The 17,487-nt window shown below is 39.9% G+C and carries 15 protein-coding genes; 2 read left to right on the top strand and 13 right to left on the bottom strand.

Annotated features, from left to right (window positions below):
- Positions 1-73: 73 nt before the first annotated feature.
- The 3 genes from Q4567_RS04535 to Q4567_RS04525 all read right to left on the bottom strand — a co-directional run bounded on the left by Q4567_RS04535 (position 74) and on the right by Q4567_RS04525 (position 5,015).
- A complete protein-coding gene (locus Q4567_RS04535; RefSeq protein WP_216050004.1) occupies positions 74-2,245 on the bottom strand; it encodes a malate synthase G in 2,172 nt (723 codons plus the stop codon).
- 116 nt (positions 2,246-2,361) lie between these two features.
- Positions 2,362-3,300, bottom strand: coding sequence for a LysR family transcriptional regulator (locus Q4567_RS04530; protein ID WP_216050005.1), 939 nt, complete (start codon positions 3,298-3,300; stop codon positions 2,362-2,364).
- Positions 3,301-3,413: 113 nt separating this feature from the next.
- On the bottom strand, positions 3,414-5,015 hold the full coding sequence (locus Q4567_RS04525; protein ID WP_216050006.1) for an isocitrate lyase: 1,602 nt from the start codon (positions 5,013-5,015) through the stop codon (positions 3,414-3,416).
- Positions 5,016-5,363: 348 nt separating this feature from the next.
- Between Q4567_RS04525 and Q4567_RS04520 the strand changes: the two genes are divergently transcribed.
- Both Q4567_RS04520 and Q4567_RS04515 read left to right on the top strand, forming a co-directional pair.
- Entirely contained in the window at positions 5,364-6,314 is a 951-nt protein-coding gene (locus Q4567_RS04520) for a chemotaxis protein CheV (protein WP_303499528.1), read from the top strand.
- Between the two features lie 174 nt (positions 6,315-6,488).
- Entirely contained in the window at positions 6,489-7,781 is a 1,293-nt protein-coding gene (locus Q4567_RS04515; RefSeq protein ID WP_216050008.1) for an alkaline phosphatase, read from the top strand.
- Positions 7,782-7,829: 48 nt separating this feature from the next.
- Here the strand turns inward: Q4567_RS04515 and Q4567_RS04510 are convergent, their stop codons facing one another.
- The 10 genes from Q4567_RS04510 to Q4567_RS04465 all read right to left on the bottom strand — a co-directional run bounded on the left by Q4567_RS04510 (position 7,830) and on the right by Q4567_RS04465 (position 17,471).
- Positions 7,830-8,924 carry a lipocalin-like domain-containing protein gene (locus Q4567_RS04510; RefSeq protein WP_303499526.1) on the bottom strand — a complete coding sequence of 365 codons (1,095 nt, stop codon included), beginning with the start codon at positions 8,922-8,924 and terminating at the stop codon, positions 7,830-7,832.
- Complete coding sequence (locus tag Q4567_RS04505; protein WP_303499525.1) at positions 8,909-11,371, bottom strand: ABC transporter permease; 2,463 nt, start codon at positions 11,369-11,371, stop codon at positions 8,909-8,911. Before Q4567_RS04505 ends, Q4567_RS04510 begins: the two co-directional genes overlap by 16 nt.
- On the bottom strand, positions 11,364-12,032 hold the full coding sequence (locus Q4567_RS04500; RefSeq protein ID WP_216050011.1) for an ABC transporter ATP-binding protein: 669 nt from the start codon (positions 12,030-12,032) through the stop codon (positions 11,364-11,366). The genes Q4567_RS04505 and Q4567_RS04500 overlap by 8 nt, the downstream gene beginning before the upstream one ends.
- A 30-nt stretch (positions 12,033-12,062) precedes the next feature.
- Complete coding sequence (locus Q4567_RS04495) at positions 12,063-12,797, bottom strand: VC0807 family protein (RefSeq protein ID WP_216050012.1); 735 nt, start codon at positions 12,795-12,797, stop codon at positions 12,063-12,065.
- Between the two features lie 102 nt (positions 12,798-12,899).
- Positions 12,900-13,457, bottom strand: coding sequence for a rhomboid family intramembrane serine protease (locus tag Q4567_RS04490; protein ID WP_303499524.1), 558 nt, complete (start codon positions 13,455-13,457; stop codon positions 12,900-12,902).
- A 5-nt stretch (positions 13,458-13,462) separates the two neighbouring features.
- Positions 13,463-14,629: a glutathionylspermidine synthase family protein gene (locus Q4567_RS04485; RefSeq protein ID WP_216050014.1), complete on the bottom strand. Its 1,167-nt coding sequence runs from the start codon at positions 14,627-14,629 to the stop codon at positions 13,463-13,465.
- Positions 14,630-14,667: 38 nt separating this feature from the next.
- A complete protein-coding gene (locus tag Q4567_RS04480; RefSeq protein WP_303499522.1) occupies positions 14,668-15,279 on the bottom strand; it encodes a DUF1190 family protein in 612 nt (203 codons plus the stop codon).
- Positions 15,280-15,290: 11 nt separating this feature from the next.
- Positions 15,291-15,707 carry a DUF350 domain-containing protein gene (locus tag Q4567_RS04475; protein ID WP_216050016.1) on the bottom strand — a complete coding sequence of 139 codons (417 nt, stop codon included), beginning with the start codon at positions 15,705-15,707 and terminating at the stop codon, positions 15,291-15,293.
- A 33-nt stretch (positions 15,708-15,740) separates the two neighbouring features.
- A complete protein-coding gene (locus tag Q4567_RS04470; protein WP_303499521.1) occupies positions 15,741-16,388 on the bottom strand; it encodes a YjfK family protein in 648 nt (215 codons plus the stop codon).
- A 30-nt stretch (positions 16,389-16,418) separates the two neighbouring features.
- Positions 16,419-17,471 (bottom strand): potassium channel family protein, encoded by a 1,053-nt coding sequence (locus tag Q4567_RS04465; protein WP_216050018.1) that lies wholly within the window; start codon positions 17,469-17,471, stop codon positions 16,419-16,421.
- Positions 17,472-17,487 lie beyond the last annotated feature (16 nt).

Raw genomic sequence — 17,487 nt, 5'->3', positions numbered from 1 at the left:
AGTTTGAAATAAAAAAACGCAAGGTACTCTATATAAGAGTCACCTTGCGTTTTTATTTGTACTCAGTAAATGGTTAAGAAGCGAGTTGTTCTTTCATCTTACGACGCATTTCATGCAGTAAAGGTTCGGTATAACCATTTGGCTGATCTACCCCTTCAAAAATAAGCGCCTTAGCCGCCTCAAAAGCAATAGATTTATCCAGATCTGGACACATATTGATGTATTCAGGGTCTCCGGCATTTTGCTGGTCTACCAGTTTTGCCATTCTATTTAATGATGCATTGACTTGTGACTCGTCAACTATTCCATGCAATAACCAATTGGCTATATGCTGACTGGAAATTCTAAGTGTCGCTCTGTCTTCCATCAGCCCTACATCATTGATATCTGGCACTTTTGAACAGCCAATTCCCTGGTTTACCCATCTAACCACGTAACCTAAAATGCCTTGAACATTATTGTCTAATTCTCGGGTCTTAGTTTCGTCATCTAGCACTGTTCCTGGCTCCATTAAAGGAACAGTAAGGATATCGTCCAACCCATCACTATGTTGCTCTTTAAGTGTCGATTGCACTGCAAATACATCAACTTGATGATAGTGCAAAGCGTGCAGAGTCGCAGCGGTAGGAGAGGGCACCCAAGCTGTGTTAGCACCGGCTTTAGGATGTTGTATTTTTGCTTTCATCATTTCGGCCATGTGGTCGGGGATTGGCCACATGCCTTTACCAATTTGTGCTTTTCCAGACAAGCCGGCCGCTAAGCCATGACCTACGTTATCTTTTTCATAAGCAGTTATCCATGGAAGCGTCTTCAATTGGCCTTTTAAACCAAATGGACCAAGCTGCATTGACGTATGGATTTCATCGCCGGTACGGTCTAAAAATCCAGTATTGATAAACACTACACGGGTTTTCGCTGCTTCTATACACGCACTTAGGTTAATTGAAGTACGTCTTTCTTCATCCATAATACCCATTTTTATAGTATTTGCTTCTAGTCCAAGTATTTTTTCAACTTGTGCAAATAAAGCATTTGAAAACGCAACTTCTTCTGGACCATGCATTTTAGGCTTCACTATATAGATACTGCCTTTTTCACTGTTCGAAAATGGGCTGTGACCTAATAAGTCATGTTTTCCAATTAATGAAGTTATCATGCAATCCATAATACCTTCAGGTATAGCTTCACCATTAAATAGAATTGCATCATTGGACATTAATAAACCAACATTTCGAATAAACATCAAACTGCGGCCTTTTAAGCTACTCGCTTGTCCATCAAGGTTGGTGAAAACCTTGTCTTCATTAAGCTTTCGTTCAATGGACTTTTGACCTTTTTGTACAGAGGTGCAAAGCGTGCCTTTCATTAAACCTAACCAATTGCGATAAACTTGTGTTTTATCTTCCGCATCTACTGCAGCGACAGAGTCTTCACAATCCATGATAGTAGTTAAAGCTGCTTCGAGTACGATGTCTTTTAATCCGCTTGGATCGGCAGCGCCAACTGGGTGCGAGCAGTCGAATTGCAACTCAATATGCAGCCCGTTGTGGATAAGAATAATTGATGTAGGGTCGCCAACTTCGCCAATGAAACCTATATATTGATCTGTATCACTCAGTTGGGTTTGCTCACCATTATCAAGTTTGCAAATTAAAGTTGATTGTTCAATTGAGTAGGCTGTTACATTCTGATGGCTTCCCTTTTCAAGCGGAGCGGCGACATCAAGCCAGTGACGTCCGTGCTCTATAACCTTTTGCCCTCTAACACTATTATAAGGACCACTCTTATGAGCACCATTTTCTTCACTAATCACATCTGTGCCATAAAGGGCGTCGTAAAGGCTACCCCATCTTGCATTTGCCGCATTGATCGCATAGCGCGCATTGTTGATTGGAACAACTAGTTGTGGACCTGCCATAGTTGCAATTTCAGGATCAACATTTTGCGTACTAATTTGAAACCCAGCAGGTTGAGGTAACAGGTAACCAATTTCTTGCAAGAACGCTTTGTAGTCAGATAGGTTATATTGCGGATTTTGTTGGCAGTACTTATCGATTTTTACTTGTAAGTCGTCGCGCTTTTTTAACAGCGCCTGATTCTTCGGCATGAACTCCGTCAACAGCTGCTCAAACCCATTCCAAAAAGTATCTAATTCTACTTCTGTTTGGCCAATTGCTTCGTCTTTAATGAAACAATCTAATTCTTCCGCTATTTTCAATTTTCCGCGAGATATATAATTTTGCATTGTAATACTCCAAAGCTGTCCAATAGATTGATTCTACCCACTTCTTAGGAATATGTTTAATTTATGGCTTTTATCCTTGCGATAGATTCTGTGAATGTTGAAGCTAGGAGTGCCAATTAACTAAGTTGATTGGCTACTTCACTAATAAGACGACGGAACCAAATATGCCCAGCATCATGGTGGAGCAGCGCGCTCCAAGCCATTTTTAGGCCAATGGGGGGAATATCAAATGGCGGTTCTAAAATGACCACGTCAGGATCGTTGCGATACAAGTTTGCAGCTTTGCTAGGTAGTGTAGCAATTAGATTTTGAGCTTTAGCTAACTGTAAGGCAACATGATAATGTCGGGTAAACACTCTGATATCTCGCTTTTTACCTAATTTAGTTAACTCTGCATCTACCCAACCTAACTTTTGCACTTCGTTAGGATCAACACCAACACCTACCCCAAAGCCTGTTTTACTTACCCAAATGTGCTGCGCAGACAAATAACTGCTTAAATCAAAATGGGAAACAATCGGATTACTACTTTTTAATACGCAAGAAAAAGCATCATACCAAATGACTTTTTGATGGAAGGAGAGGGGGAGTTCATCAAAGCGGTTAATCGCCATGTCGACTTTGCCATGTTCAACATCATGGAAAGTCACATCACTTGGTGTAATAACGTCCAAGGTGATATTAGGTGCGATCTTTCCTAATTGTCTAATGACTTCAATTAACAAGGTTGACTCTGCATAATCACTGGCCATTATGCGGAATGTTCTTTGGCTACTGGCAGGTATAAATTCTGTTTCAGGCTGAATAGTTGTTTCCAACTTGGCTAAAACATCACGCACAACAGGTTGAAGTTCCAATGCCCGTTTAGTTGGCGTCATACCGTCACTGGTGCGCACTAACAAGGGATCATTAAACAAATCACGTAGACGCTTTAAACCATTGCTCATTGCTGGTTGGGTTATGCTGAGTTGATTTGCAGCTTTGGTTACGCTTCCTTCGCGAAGCAACACATCCAGATATACCAATAAATTTAGATCAACTTTAGCAATATTCAAATTAACTTCACTTCTAAACTGATTTATCAGTGATTATACCAGCTGTATAAGGGATACCACAAAAAAAAAGCAAGACATTACGTCTTGCTTTTTTAGCGTGTTAAAAGTTAGCTTTATAAAGCAACGTCGAATTGATTCATAGTGTTGTCTTCACCTGCAGCTTTAAGGGCTTGCTCACCACTGAAATATTCTTTGTGATCGTCACCCATGTTAGAACCTGCCATCGCTTGGTGCTTAACACAAGCTAAGCCTTGACGTAGTTCTTGGCGTTGAACACCTTTAACATAAGCAAGCATACCTTCGTCACCGAAGTAACCTTTGGCTAGATTATCAGTTGATAATGCAGCCGTGTGATAAGTAGGTAACGTGATTAGGTGATGGAAAATGCCAGCTTCACGAGCAGCATCTGCTTGGAAGGTGCGCACTTTTTCATCAGCTTCTATGGCTAATTGACTATCGTCGTATTTAACTTGCATAAGTTCTTCACGGTTATATTCGCTAACGTCTTTACCTGCTTCAACCCAAGCGTCGAATACTTGCTGACGGAAGTTTAAGGTCCAGTTAAATGAAGGTGAATTGTTATAAACTAATTTAGCATTTGGTACCGCTTTGCGAATTTCGTTAACCATTGCACCGATTTGACCAACATGAGGTTTCTCAGTTTCAATCCACAAAAGATCTGCACCGTTTTGCAATGAAGTTATGCAGTCAAGCACTACACGATCAACACCAGTATTGTCTTTGAATTTAAATAAACCGTTAGGTAAACGAACAGGTTTAACCAATTTACCATTTTGACGAAGGGCAAGATCGCCTTCTTGTAAGTCATCTACAGATTTAACTTCTGTGGTGTCTAAAAATGCATTGTACTGAGACGCTAAATCGCCTTCAGATGTAGATACAGGTATTTTTTGCGTCAAGCCTGCGCCTAGAGAGTCAGTTCTTGCTACGATTACACCGTCATCTACACCTAGCTCAAGAAAGGCGTAACGAACGGCATTAATTTTAGCTAAGAAATCTTCATGAGGAACAGTAACCTTGCCATCTTGGTGACCACACTGTTTAGCATCAGATACTTGGTTTTCGATTTGAATACAGCATGCGCCGGCTTCGATCATTTTCTTAGCTAACAAGTAGGTTGCTTCTTCATTACCAAAGCCTGCATCGATATCTGCAATAATTGGCACCACATGCGTTTCGTAATTGTCAATTTTTGACTGAATTTCGCTAGTATCTTTGCCTGCAGCTCTTGCTGAATCAAGCTCGTGAAATAGCTCACCTAATTCTTTTGCATCTGCTTGACGTAGGAAAGTATATAGCTCTTCTATAAGTGAAGACACAGTGGTTTTTTCATGCATAGATTGGTCAGGTAGAGGACCAAATTCTGAACGAAGTGCTGCAACCATCCACCCTGATAGGTACAAATATTTTTTATTTGTTGTGCCTTGGTGCTTTTTCACTGCCAACATTTTTTGTTGTCCAATAAAACCATGCCAGCAACCTAAAGATTGAGTATATTGACTAGAGTCTGCATCATACTCTTCCATATCTTTGCGCATAATAGCCGCTGTGTATTTCGCGATATCAAGTCCGGTTTGAAAACGGTTTTGAGCTTTCATTCTTGCAGCAAATTCAGGGTTAATCGCATTCCAACCAGAACCATTTTCTTGGCATAACTGACTTACAGCGTTTAGGTCATTTTGATATTGAGACATCATATTTTCCTTATTTCTATTACATGTGTAGGGAACTGAGGCCTAGTGCATAATTATTCTGAACACATCTAGACGACTGGTATCGATTCACCTGATTATTGTTTTGTGTCGATGCAATTATCCTAGCCTCACATGGATAATAAAAAAAACGTATAATAATGATTTTCGAAATAGATATTGTGAATGTTGGTTTGTATTTCCTTAGAATTCAAAGGGTAAAGTAAATTCACCTCATCGTTGATAAGCTCAAAAAAGTGACTTTTAAATTGCCGCTAGTGGTTTATTTACTCCCTTATGTACTGGTTTCGCGTTATTCTTTCGTTTATCACTTAGTAGTTTTAAGATTTTATGAGCAGAATTTTAGCGTCCGTTGATCAGCGCACTCAATTAGTTGGTGAAAACCGACTGGAATTGCTCATGTTCAAATTAGGTTCAAGGCACACATTTGCAATTAATGTATTTAAAGTAAAGGAAGTGATTACTGTCCCCATGATGCATCAAATGCCTGGTAGCCACGGGAATTTAAAAGGGGTGACTAATTATCGGGGAAAGTCTATTCCCATTATTGATCTACGCAAATCAATAAAGTTGCCAGATTCAACAGATATTGTTAACCAAAATGTAATCATTACTGAATACAACCGAACTGTGCAAGGTTTTCTGATTGGAGATGTAATTAATATTGTTAATACGTCGTGGGGTAATATTCAAGCCCCACCAACTACAGTTGGAAAAAATAATTATTTAACAGCAATTACGCAAATTGAAATAAATGGCAATAAAGAACTTGTCGAAATTATTGATGTTGAAAAAGTACTTGCTGAAATCATCGAATATGACACTTACATTTCTGAAGAAATATTAGATGAAGATGTGCTGAAACATTTAAACGGGCAAACAGTTTTAGTTGTTGATGACTCTTCTACCGCCCGTCTTCAAATTCGCGATACGTTAAAACAGCTGGGTATTAATATTATAGAGCGCAGTGATGGTTTGATGGCGTTGAACCTGCTGCGAGAGTGGGCAAACAGTGGTAAACAGGTAACAGACCAAATTCTAATGATGTTTACTGATGCTGAAATGCCCGAAATGGATGGCTATCGCTTGACCGCAGAAGTGAGACAAGACGAGCGAATGAGTGATTTATTTATTGCCCTAAATACCTCACTCAGTGGCAGCTTTAATGAGGCGATGGTTAAAAAAGTGGGATGTAACCGTTTTATTTCAAAGTTTCAGCCGGATTTACTCGTAGATGTGGTTCAACAACGGATGCGAGAAAAACTTCAAGAGTCCAAATAGATATTTATCTTCAATGGCTCTGCAATTTACTTTTTTGATTTTTTGTTATGATTTTTTACCCTTGTAGATCACATTGTTGTTAAGTTTAGTGAAAATACAAGAAATCGGTTTATCCAGATAAAATTTCACGTATCATTTCCCCTGAAATTATTTTTACTAACCTTTGGAGATAGAATGAAGCGGCTTTCGGTTTTTACATTATTGCTGTTTGTTTCTGTAGCGCAAGCTAGTCAAGAAAAACCTAAAAACATTATAATGGTAGTTGGCGACGGCATGGGGCCAGCGTATACCACAGCATATCGTTATTTTGCAGACAAAAAGTCTTCGCCAGTCATTGAACCAACGGTCTTTGACCGACATTTAGTTGGGATGGCCAGCACTTACCCGGCTAGAGTAAGTGGTTATGTAACCGACTCCGCTGCAGGTGCTACCGCTTTGTCTGCTGGAGTGAAATCATATAACGGCGCCATCGCTGTGGATGAGAACAAAAAATCGGTTAAAACGGTACTTGAACAAGCTCGTATGAATGGCTTAAAAACAGGTGTCGCTGTGACATCACAAATTAATCATGCAACCCCAGCCTCTTTTGCAGCGCACAATGAAAGTCGCCGCAACTACGATGCAATAGCAGACAGTTATTTTGACGACAAAGTGAATGGTCAATTTGCACTAGATGTAATGTTAGGTGGTGGTTGGAAATACTTTATTCGTGATGATCGTAATATAGTTGAGCAGTTTCAATCGGCGGGTTATCAATATATTGATGATTTAGCGCAACTAACTTCCCTTAAAGCTGGACCTGTTATTGGACTATTTGGCGATGAAGGCATGCCTTGGGCCTTGGATATGCCGGGAAAACAGCGTCTACCTGCATTGGTGAAAACAGCGGTTAAACAGTTAACTAACGATAAAGGTTACTTTTTATTAGTAGAAGGTAGTCAGGTTGATTGGGCTGGACACTCAAATGATATTGCATCTGCGATGGCAGAGATGCATGACTTGGCGTTAACTCTGGAATGGTTAGAACAATATGTTCAAGAGAATCCAGATACCTTAGTGGTGGTGACTGCCGATCATAGTACTGGTGGTTTTACAATTGCAGCTAATGGCAACTATCAATGGAATCCTGATCCGTTAAAAAATCTGACACAGTCTCTAAGCTCTTTGGCAAAATCAATGGCAAATAGTGAAACACCGTTAGACACCGCAGAAGCAGGGTTGGGTTTTGAACTGAATGAAACTGAAAAGTCACTTTTGCAAAAAGCGGATTTGAAAAACAGTAAAGCACTTTATGTTCAGCTTAAAAAATTGATGGATATTCGTTCAAACTCAGGTTGGACTAGCTCGGGTCATACTGCCGTGGATGTTCAAATTTTTGCTATGGGCGCAGGAAAAGAACACTTCCATGGTCATATGGATAATACTGATATTCCAAAAGTTATTTTTGAATTAATGCAATCTGAATAGTCATCAATTGGCAAAGTTAGCAGTCAAGTCTCTTTCCTGATTTGGCTGCTAATACCCTGTTAACTCCATAAACCCTAACCCCTTATGACTGCCCTCAATTGACACTGCTCCCTCATAATAGGGAAACATGCCACGATTATATTGGTCCTTTTTAAATGCTGAAACGCGAATATCAATTTGGTGTTGGGGTAAGGATATCGACCAATTGAGTGGTACTTTCACACCATCAATTTCTGAGTAGCCATTAATTGAAGCGGCAATATCTTGTTCAGTTAGGTGAGTTTTATCTCCATTTGAACTTATTAAACTGCCGAACCAGGAATTCCTCAATTGCCCATGACGAACCTGATACAACATAAGTTTACGACCATCTTGTAGATGCAATGAAAACCAGTCCCAGCCTTCGGTTGCCTGATCTGACAGGCCTGCACTCCATTCGTGATCGAACCAACCTTGCCCAGAAACTTCAATTTTTGCGGTGGGTAACTCGATCACTCCAGTAATATCAATAAATGGCTGACTATAATACATTGAGGCGTGCTGATGGTTACTAAGCTTAATACTGTAACCATTTTCACCGTGCAAAACGTACGGACCACTTGCTTTCATTGTGAGTCTTATATTAACGTCTTCATTGAGGTTAAAATTCAATGTGGCTGGAAATAAATCTGCTGATTCTGAACGCCATTGCCAGTCATCTAAATACGCCGTAAAAGCGTTAGAATTCGCTGCTAACGAAACATCTGCATTACCAACGCCTCCTCGGGCGAACACCTCTTCAAACCAATCATCGGTTTTGGAGCTTAATTTACCATGGCTCATATATAGTTGCCCATCGCTCCAGTTAGAATCGGTAACCCCCCCTGAAAAACGGAATAGCGTCCACTGCAGCGGATATTGATTTCCTTGCTGGTCAAACAGGTTAGCGGTTAAGTACCACCATTCAATGGCAAATTCTGGATGGCTTAAATGATCTTGCGGAAATTTAATTTTTAATTCTGTATGGGCTTTTGCGCTGGAAAAGTTTTCTTGGTTTAGTAAGCCTCCATACATGCCAGAAGAAGGTTTATCAGCTTCCGAGCAGGCAGTTAATACTAGGCTTGTTAATAGTATTACGTTCAGCAGTCTTATCCATTTAGCCATTTTATATCCTCAATAGGTGGCTTCAATATTGCCTTAGCTGCAGGTAAAACAACAACGAATAGCACGACAGCCAAACTGGAACAAACTAGCTGTACAATCGTTTTTAATTCAATAATCAAAGGATAAGACCAGTGAAAAGCTTGTACATTGATAAGGTGGATCAGTAGCCAGCTAAGTAAAATGCCAAATGGTATCGCCAGAGCACAAATGAACAAACACAACACAGTGTATTGAAACAGCGTGAGGATTAAAATTCGAAGGGCTGGGATGCCTAATGAGCGGATTAAAGCGCGCTGAGGTTTATTGTCAAAATCTATCACGCTAAGGGAAGATGCTAATGAAAAAGCAGCGACCAATAGGGTGATGATATTGAGGCTTTGGGTCACCACAAATGTGCTATCGAATGTTTGCATTGATGTTTTCAGCACTTCCTGTGTTTCCATGATTTGTGCTTCTGGAATTTGCATTGCTATTCGCTTTTTCAGTTCAGCCAACCAAGATTGATCAGGTGCTTGATTGAATAAGGCGATCACGTGTCGGCCGATTAATTGATCTTTTATTAAATCCTCAGAGATGAATGCCTGTGGTTTGGGATTACCATAATCATAGTAGATAGCAACAACTTGCATCGATAACTTAGAATTATCACGCCTAGATATCTCTATTTTTTGCCCTAATTTAAGTTGCTTTGAAAGGGCAAACTGTTGATTAATAAAAATGCCGTTACCATCGATAAAGGTGTTCCAAGGTGCAGATAAAGAACGTTCAAATAACAACGCTTTTTGGTGCTCAACATTACTTGGATAGGAGCGAATTTGAATTGGACTCCCTTGATAGCTTGCCGTTTCTTGCTGCCGAATAACGGGGTTAACAGTAGGGTAGTTTTGTTTAATTAAGGAGATAACTTGGTCTGTATTCTTAGTATAAATGTAGCCATCGGCATTGAGACGTTGGGTTATCCATGAATCCGTTGCAACTCGAAAACTGTTGACCATTAAATTCATACCAACATTTGCCGCTACAGCGATAAAAAAGGCACAAAAAGCAATGCTACTTTTGTTTGAAACGCGTTTTGCGTCCGCCAAACTCCAACGTAAAGTCGGCATTTTATGAGGAATTAGGCGAATAACCACGGAAAGTAACTTGGGTAATATAAACAAAACCATGAAACAGCCACTGATTATCAACAAAGCAATAATCACAAACGAACCAAATATGTCTGCGTCGCTAAAATAAACCAATATGCTGATTAAAATTGATATGAGTGAAAATGCTAACCATTTGTTCTCATTATTTGTTCGTGGAGTTGAAGCACTTATTGAGCCTATTTGATGATTAACCAAACGCAAGGGCAAGGCTGCGGCGAGGCTTAAACCAATAATGCTGGCTAGCAAAACTTGCAAATATAAAGTGAACCAAGAAAATGTCTGAAAACCTACTTTTACATCATACAAGCTCTCAAGAGTTTGGTTTACTGCAGGCGATAACCATTGCGATATTTCGATGCCTAAGATTACGCCTATAGCACTGCAAATCACGGCTAAACCCAACATTTCAATGATGCTAGCGATAAACACGGCTGATACTGGCACCCCCTGTTGTCTTAAAATCTTGAACATGGGTACGCGTTTAATCATTAATAAATTTAACGCATTTAACACTACAAACATGCACACCACGAACATGAGTAGTCCCATCGCGAACAGGTTAAGGTGAAAGCTGGCAGTCAGTTGGCTAGCGTCTTCTGCAGTCTTTAATTTGACTAATTTTAGATTTGTTGGCAGCTTAATTGACGGAGGCCGTTTGTCGTCATAATTTCCCACAACCAACAGATAAGAAATCGTCTTGTTATCGAATTGGTTAAATAAGGTTTCAATGTCGCTGACAATTTGATTATTTAACCCCGCAGTTTTTATCTGGCTAATAGGGCCTATTGATAGCTGAGAATTGAGTGTTAAATAATTATCTGAGGAGAGTACTTTTTTGGCAATTAATTGCTTAGCATAGTCGGGGTGAAGCATGAATTTTATATTTGGAGAAAACCGCCCAATGGAATCCTCGGACGAATTGGAATTCAAATGCCCGTTGTTTAAGCTCATTAGCGCATAATAATCGATTCCAATAAAAACTAGGGTGCTGTTATCTATCGCCTCAACTTCCATGCTCGATAGCGCAACTATATTTCGGTTTCCACTTTTCCGTAAATTGGCATAATCTGCCTTGGAAATTGACGCTCCTTGCTTGGCATAAATTGCGTAGTGTACGTCTGCAAACAACGGCAGGTTTGCATCGTTGTAACTGCGTTTGGCGGTCTCATTTATGACTAGAACAGAAGAGAAGCCAGCACATCCGATAATGATTGCTAACAATACAATAAAAATTCGATATCTTTGCAATCGATAGCTTTTTAGGATCACCCACAATACAGCATGAATTAATTTAATCATTAGCTTGAAGGGTTAGCTTTTTGTCGCTCAAGTGATAGTGGAGGTGGGCTTGCTTGGCTAGTTTATGGCTGTGAGTAACCATAACCAGCATAGCGTTGTGCAAAGAACACAGTGATAACAGTAAATTAGCTACTTTGTCGCTATTTTTGTCGTCAAGATTACCAGTGGGTTCATCGGCTAATATTAGTTGTGGTTTATGAGACAAAGCTCTGGCGATGGCTACTCGTTGCTGCTCACCTCCAGACAAATCCATGGGCATTTTATGGCGTTGCTTCGCAATGCCTAACTCCTCCAGCAGACTAAGCAGATATTTTTCATCTAAATTTTGGTTTAAACGAGCAGGAAAACACACATTTTCCCAAACCGATAAACATTCAATGAGGTTGAATTTTTGGAAAACAATGCCGATAGATTTTTGTCGATAGGCATCACTAGCCTTAGAGGAGAATAAACAGATATTTTGCTGGTTAACTATTATCGAGCCTGTATCTGGTTTGTCTAAACAAGCCAACAAATGCAGCAGTGTTGACTTACCAGAACCAGACTCGCCAGTAATTGCAATTTGTTGCTTAGGAGCAATAGTTAAATTTAGATTGTCTAAAACAGTCGTTAATTGCTTTCCGTCTTGGTAAGACTTAGATAGCGCTTCAATCTTAATCATTGCACCACCAAATTTTTAACGTTTAATCAATTAACCTTCTTCTTGAATGAAAGACAAGTAATCTTCACCGGTTAACTTTTTCATTTGTACAATTAAATAGGCCAAAGCGGAAAAAAGCATAATTAAACTTGGCACCATGATCACCGGATAACTTAGCGCAGTCATGCGCCCTAACTCTTCAGTATATGCGGTTGTGCCAGGCTCGCTGACTAAGATGATTTTCGCCAATATGTAATTGAGAAAGGATGAAACAAAAAACGAAGCGGCGACGATATAAGAACTGATGGTTATTTTTCGATTAAATAATGCGGTATTTTGTTTTTTCTCCAATGCCTCGTCTAATGCATTCCAATTGATCACATTTTCATTAAGGATAAGAATTTTAACTAACGACCGGTTGGTATATTGGGAAATTAAAACCGCAATACCTAAAATGCCCGGGATAGCCGCTTCTTTAATCGCAATGTATTCGGCGGGAAGTTTCAACAAGGTGATACCACCGGTAAGTATGACACTGATAATGCCAAGAATGGAAAAACCGTTTACTTTTCCAGATTTTTTTAAGTCCCATATACCGTATCCAATAGGAAATGCCAAAGCGCAAACCACACTTAATGCGGGTCCCAAATATTCTTCACCACTGAGATACGACAAAATCAATACTGGAATAACAATATTGAACGCAAGATTACCTAAAAACCCGTTATTTTGTGGCGGGTTCTTTTTCGTATTTTGAGTTGACTCGTTTGCTGCTGGCTTATTCATAAAATCTTTAAAATAAATTTAACTGTTGTCAGTATATCGAACTCGCAATCAATCCACTATGGTTTTCATAGGCATTAAACGTAAAGCGACCTTTTATTGTGATTAGCGTTTTTTTGCCCATAATTTAGCCGCGCATAACCCCGCGATAAATCCGAATAAGTGAGATTCCCATGACACAAAAGCATTTGAGGGAATTACACCAAATATTAGGCCTCCATAGAAAAAGCCTACTATTAGTGAAATTATAATGAGTTTTATGCGACCTGATATTAGCCCCCCTAAAACTAAAAATCCAAAATAACCGTAAATTATCCCACTAGCCCCAATGTGCATAGCAGGGCGAGCGAACAACCACACCAACACACCAATACTTAACATTAAATAGATGCTGACAGTTATATAGGTTTTTTTACCGTACTGCATGACGAGCAAACTAAATATGCCTAAAGTGATAATATTGGATGCAAAATGGCTCAAATTGCCATGTAAAAATGGACTAAAAATAATTCCCCGTAAGCCAATCAGTTCACGTGGGTATATCCCATAAATATTTAGACTGCGGCCAAATAGGATATTGATGCCTTCTATCACGGCAAAAAATAGCATCAAGTACAAAACAAATTTCAACTGGGATGCTAAAGCCGTTGTTTTTGAGCCCATTCGACTTATCCTAAAATAATATGTGGTAGATAACGGGACATATCTTGGGTAATAACCGAAGTATCTTCTCGAACAGAAATTCCAGCGGCTTTATCATTAACTAACCAGGAGCCAATCAATGTGAAGTTGTTGTCAAATTTAGGCAGTGGATGGAATGCTTGGTAAATAAATCCTTCCTCGCCATAAGGGCCGTCGGCATGAATAATCTGTTGTCCTTTTTCAATCACACTGACGTTTGCACCTTCACGAGAAAAAATGGGTTTTTTTACAATTCGCTGGTGATCACATAGATGTAATTCATCTTCGAAATAAGAAGGCAGCAAATTTGGGTGACCTTTAAACATCTTCCATAACATAGGCATTAGCGCTTTGTTCGACAGAATACTTTTCCATAAAGGTTCGATCCAATTAGTTTGGGAGCTTTCCACAAAGTCACCAAACTCCTCGCGCTGCATAAATTCCCAAGGATACAGTTTAAACAAGGTATCTATTTCATTATTCTTTAAATCTGTGAAACGGCCCGACTCACCCAATCCAATGTCTTCGATAAATACAAAAGGCGCTTTGAGTCCAGATTCTGCGGCACAGTCTTGCAAATATTGAACGGTGCCTCTGTCTTCTATTGTGTCCTGACAGCAGGCAAAGTGGATATGCTCGGTTTGATAATGTTTAGCAATTTCATTTAATCGCCAGATTAACTTTTCCTGCAAAGAATTAAATTGATCAGCATGGCGAGATATGCGATTACCATCCACCAAATCTTGTAACCACAACCACTGCCAGAATCCTGATTCATATAAGCTGGTAGGTGTGTCTGCATTATTTTCATAAAGCTTGGCAGGGCCACTGCCATCATATGCAAAATCCAGTCGTGAATATAAAGAGGGATCATGATTGCGCCAAGAATCTTTAAGCCCTTGCCAAAATGCTTCTGGGATTTTAAAAGCTGACAATAAAGCGTCACTATTCACCACTTTGTCTACAACTTGTAAGCACATTTGATGAATTTCGACTGTGGGGTCTTCCAAGTCTTTTTCTATTTGCTGCAAATTGAACTGATAATAAGCTGACTCATCCCAGTAGGGTTCGCCGTACATACTGTGGAACGAAAAGCCAAATTCCTTGGCTTTTTGTTGCCAGTTTTTGCGGGGCTCACTTGGTATTCTGAACATCAGGACTCTATTGCTGTGATTAATGAATGAAAGGGGAATTAACCGCCCCAACCACCTTTGGAGCTGCTCTTACTGCCCCAATTTGATTTAGCCCGCACAGAACTACCAAATCCACCTCGTTTTATTGTTCGCGTGACGGCCGGTTTAGGCTTAAATGCGTCGGGTCTGACTTTGTAGTTACGTTTACGCAAGTCGCCATAATCGTATCCACCGGCACCAATCCATCGATAACGATATGAAGAGTAAGGTGAATAGGAGGTAAACATAGGTTGATATTGATAACGATTAGGTGAGAGCAGGTTACTCAACATATAACCAGCCATAAACGGCATAAAAAAGGACCCCGAACTGCGTTCTATTCGTTGACATTGATTCGGGCCAAATTCGCCTTCGCAATCTTGTTCGGTGTTATATTTAGGGCCTGTGCGCTCAGCTTCCGCCAGCGCTTCTTGATAGGCTGTTTGACAAATTTGCGCTTGCTCAGGGTTATCATTTGCGCAATCTTGGGCATCTTTGTATATTGTTGCTTCTTGACGGTTATCCGTACAAGCGGCTAAAAAAACAGAGGCTACGCCAATCGCCAAAGGCTTGACTGAAAAATGCTTACGCATTCTGCTCAAATTAATATGTTCACTGCGTTTACGTGTCATGCTCGTGTCTCCTAATAGGTCATACAAGCCGCATTGAGTAAACCAACACCAATTGACATTGAGGCTAACATTACTCCAGCAGACACTTCTTGATTATCAATTCGTTCAGCAATTGCGGGCATAAAAGTGAAACGCAACAAAAGAAAAGCTAAAACTTGTGCCACTAGAGCGATGACACCCCAAATAGCGAAATCAAATTGCGATGCCGAGTTGGTAACAGCGCCAGAAAGGGCAATACTAAAGCCGACTATAGCGCCACCAAAACCGATAGCGGCAGCGGTGTTTTTTTCTTCCTTTACCAGTTTCCATTCATCGTGGGGGGTTACCCATGCGTACACAATTTTAAATAGAAATAGAAGCACTATTGAGACCACGAAATAAATTGTAAAGTTACCCAATCCGGCTATTGATTCCAATAAAATGTCCATCGATTTTTCCTTTTCTATATAAATTTAGATTTGCTAACCGTTTATTTTTATATCGGCAGGCAAGACATCGAACCCAGTGCTGATAACTAGGCAGCGATCATGGTTATTATCTACAATTTTTTCTTCTGCACAAACCAACAAAGTTTCGTAGCTTTCGTTGCCGATTTGCCGTTCGTATAACATCACAAATTGATCCGTTTGACTTGTATCACCATCAAGCTCGAAGGTTTTTTCAGTCATTGCCACGGGGGGAGACTCATCTCCTACGGCGTTCCATACTCGACTATAAGTGTTGTTTTCGATTTGGTAATGGGGCTGAGAAATCTGACGTTCAATCAAATCTCTCCATTGGTTATCAGTACCAACGGTTTGTGTTTCATAAAAGTACCATAACTTCACATCGGTAATGTGATTTTCTGTGTCACCACCGTCTAAAACAACCTGTAAAAAAGCGTCATCGTCAGTGTAATATCGTAATATCTTGCCACCGGTATCTATGTGAGCTTCGCCGACAGCCTGAATTAAATGCTGTCTAGCCGCACCTTCAATGACTAATTCAGGTTCGATAAGTTTGAGTTTTAAGTCGTCAAGTTCAAAAGAGCCACCTAAATATAAGCCCATAATTTCGGGCGCTTTTATGTCAGAATTATCACTCTTTTTAGTAAACCATTTTGAAAACATGATTTCTCCGTAGAATCTAAACTGCTGTTTTTATTCAGTAAACAATTGCCAATCAAGGGCTCTGATACGTTGTTCAGCAATATAAAATAATTTGTATTTTGGCAAGATTGCCACATTGAAGTCTGGGTTTAACGTAACTTTGGCGGGAATACTTGGCTCAACGAAACCAATAAAGGTAGCGTTGTATTTTTGTTTAAGGACGACAAATAATTTTTCAACAGACAGGTTCTGAACTGAGTCTGGCACTTCCATCGAAAACTGTGCCTGTCCTTCTTGTACTGTCAACAAGTCGTGTTGCAATAAGCTTGAGCCAGGATCGAATGCTGACTTAGCCAACATTTCAACCGCTACGCTGGGAGTACATTCAACATTAGGGCAGTGGGTTTGCAATAAGTCGACTAAGCTTTCATCTTTAAAGTAAGCCAATAAATGGGCGTTCTCATTTCGTTTACTACAATACAAAGACGTTGTCATAGTGACATCATCTTCTTCGTTATCCATGACAATGACCGCCGCCTTGTCTACACAGGCCCGATCCATTTCTTTATCATTATTGAATGAGATAACTTTAATAAATTCGATTTTGTCTGGCATCGGATTGTCTATGTCCGCTTTGACACATAAAACAATTTCTGGCTTATTTTCTGTTTCTGCACGTTCTTTTAGCAACAAGTTAAGTAGTTGAATCGTGCGATGACCGTTCCAGCCAATTACCAGAACATGGTTTTCAAGATCTAATGGTTTCAAACCTTTCACTCCTCTTTGCCATTGCATAGAAACCCAAGCTGCGACTCGGCCTAAGACTAAGGCGAAAATACTCAAACCTAAGGGGATAACATAAAAGGAAACAATATATTTACCAGCGCTCGTAACGGGCGACATGTCGCCGTAACCCACAGTCGAACCGGTCACAACTAACCAATATATGAAATCATTAACGTTGAGAAGGGCATCTTCACCAGACACATAAAGTAAAATCCATGTGCTTAGTGCATAAAACAAAAGCGCCAGTACAATAGTGTACCAGCGCATCTCCGAAAAAACTCGAGTGAGTACTTTGCGAACTTTAAGTACTAATAACATTTAGAAACTGACCAAT

The organism is Aliiglaciecola sp. 2_MG-2023 (assembly GCF_030548145.1).
Lineage (GTDB): Bacteria > Pseudomonadota > Gammaproteobacteria > Enterobacterales > Alteromonadaceae > Aliiglaciecola > Aliiglaciecola lipolytica_A.
Note: the sequence above shows the minus strand (reverse complement) of the source record. Positions and strands in the feature narration are given on the sequence as shown.